General features: G+C 52.5%; 2 protein-coding genes. Both read left to right on the forward strand.

Going from position 1 to position 2,692, the window contains the following annotated elements:
• Nucleotides 1-987: threonine ammonia-lyase, biosynthetic (ilvA, locus tag ACRCZA_RS07450; protein WP_438673821.1), on the forward strand; the 987-nt coding region annotated here is incomplete at its 5' end.
• A 226-nt stretch (nt 988-1,213) separates the two neighbouring features.
• Entirely contained in the window at nt 1,214-2,347 is a 1,134-nt protein-coding gene (locus ACRCZA_RS07455) for a pyridoxal-phosphate-dependent aminotransferase family protein (protein WP_438673822.1), read from the forward strand.
• Nucleotides 2,348-2,692: the final 345 nt, after the last annotated feature.

A 2,692-nucleotide genomic window follows, 5' to 3' on the forward strand; every position in this document is an offset into this window, starting at 1 on the left:
AAAATTGTCGGCGTGGAGCCTGAAGATGCCGCCTGTTTGCAGGCGGCGATGGTCGCGGGCGAACCGGTTACACTCTCTCAAGTTGGGTTATTTGCCGATGGCGTGGCGGTTAAGCGTATTGGCGCTGAGCCTTTTCGTCTCGCTAAGCTGTATGTCGATGAGGTCGTGACCGTCACCTCTGATGAAATCTGCTCCGCAGTGAAGGATATCTTTGAGGATACTCGCGCCATTGCCGAGCCCGCCGGTGCCCTCGCCTTGGCGGGGCTTAAAAAATATGTGAGCCGCCACGACGCGCGCGCGCCGGGCAATGGCGGATGTGGTCATGGCGAATGTGGCAATGGTGAAAAGCTTGCAGCAATCCTGAGCGGGGCGAATGTGAACTTCCACAGTTTGCGCTATGTGTCCGAGCGCTGCGAGCTGGGTGAACAAAAAGAGGCGGTGCTGGCCGTTAAAGTGCCCGAGCGTCCCGGCAGCTTTTTGCGCTTTTGTGAATTGCTCGATAAACGTGTGATGACCGAATTTAACTATCGCTTTAGCAGTCGCGAGCTGGCAGTGGTGTTTGCGGGTATTCGTCTCAGCCGCGGCCTTGGGGAGCTTGAACAAATTATTGCGACCCTCGAGGCCCACGGGTTTGAGGTGCAGGATCTCTCGGGGGATGAAACGGCAAAATTGCATGTGCGTTACATGGTGGGCGGCCATCCGCCCGAGCCCTTAGCGGAACGCTTGTTTAGTTTTGAGTTTCCCGAGCACCCGGGCGCGCTGCTGAAGTTTTTAACCACCCTGCAGAGCAAGTGGAATATCAGTTTATTCCATTACCGTAATCACGGCGCGGCGTTTGGGCGGGTGTTGGCAGGCTTTGAAGTGCCCGAGAGTGATGCCTTGCCGTTTCAGCAGTTTTTAACCGAGCTGGGATTTGTGTATCAAGAAGAGACCCACAGCCCTGCTTATCAACTGTTTTTAAATGCCGCCAACGGTAAAAAGAGCTAGCCTTGGTAGCTCATTCGTTTTCGGTGGCAACTTAGGCCAAAGGAGGGGCGCACAGGCGCCCTTTTTTGTGGTAGTTTTATAGACTTAATACTCTAGCCGAACAGCATGTCACTATTAAGTTGCTGATTTAATACCTGATGATTAACTCGCTGATGGGGGAAATCGCACGGCTAACGAATAACGAATTCATATCCCGACTTCGACCTATACGCATTAAGGAGACACGATGTTACCTGCCCCGCATGTTACTGCTTTTAATCCGCCCCGACGTATTCTTATGGGCCCTGGCCCCTCGGATGTTTATCCCGAAGTGTTAGCCGCACAGGCAAGGCCGACAGTTGGCCACCTCGACCCGTTATTTGTCGCTATGATGGATGAGCTTAAAAGCCTGATCCAATACGCCTTTCAAACCAAAAATGACATGACGATGGCGGTGTCGGCACCCGGCAGCGCTGGCATGGAAACCTGCTTTGTGAACCTAGTCGAACCCGGTGAAAAGGTGATTGTTTGCCGTAACGGGGTGTTTGGTGAGCGCATGCGCCAAAACGTCGAGCGCGTGGGCGCCGTTGCGGTGCTGGTGGACAATGATTGGGGCACGGTCGTCGATCCTGTTGCCGTTGAAGCGGCGCTGAAAGCCCATCCCGATGCCAAATTTTTAGCCTTTGTGCATGCCGAAACTTCGACTGGTGCGCTATCTGATGCTAAAACCCTGTGCGCATTAGCTAAACAATACGGCTGCTTATCGATTGTCGATGCGGTGACGTCCCTTGGCGGCGTGGAGTTAAGGGTCGATGAGTGGGGCATAGACGCGATTTATTCTGGCAGCCAGAAATGTCTTTCCTGCGTACCGGGTTTATCGCCCGTGTCTTTCTCACCCGCGGCGGTGGAAAAGCTTAAAAACCGTAAGACCCCTGTACAAAGTTGGTTCCTCGATCAAAGTCTGGTGATGGCCTATTGGACCAGCGCGGGCGGCAAACGTAGCTACCATCACACCGCACCCGTGAATGCGCTGTATGCATTGCATGAATCCTTGCGGATATTGGCGGCCGAAGGTTTAGAAAACGCGTGGAAGCGTCATCACGATATGCACTTAGTGCTGCGCGCAGGGCTAGAAAAATTGGGTCTTAAGTTTGTGGTCGCTGAAGATTCGCGCTTGCCGCAGCTCAATGCCATTTATATTCCCGCAGGCGTTGACGATGCCGCCGTGCGTGCGCGTCTACTTAAAGATTACAACCTCGAAATTGGCGCAGGCCTTGGCGCCCTTGCGGGCAAAGCATGGCGCATCGGCTTAATGGGTTTTGGCGCCCGCCGCGAGAATGTGGCTTTATGCCTTAAGGCATTAGAAGAGGTTTTGAGTTAACTGGCTAATCGGAATAACACGGCTAAAGCTTACCCCCGCACAGCATGAGAGTGGTGGGTGAGCTTGGTTATTCGACGTTTGATTAAGCGCGCCTATCCTTAAGGTTGGCTGCTAATGTGTTTTTATGTCGGCTGGTGTTCAACCTTTAGCGGCCACGTCTATGCGAGCGCATTTGATCTCTTCGCTCTATATTATCGCTGTCGATACCAAGGCGATGTCTTTTTAAGTCTTTAACAATAAAGTTTTTTGTTAATTGTGATGCCGCATGTTGAGTGTGTTCATGGTGCGTGCCACTGGGCCATGAATATAGTGGTTTTTCTTCTTTTTTAACTTTAACCGTTCAGC

Source organism: Shewanella sp., assembly GCF_051658185.1.
Taxonomy (GTDB): domain Bacteria; phylum Pseudomonadota; class Gammaproteobacteria; order Enterobacterales; family Shewanellaceae; genus Shewanella.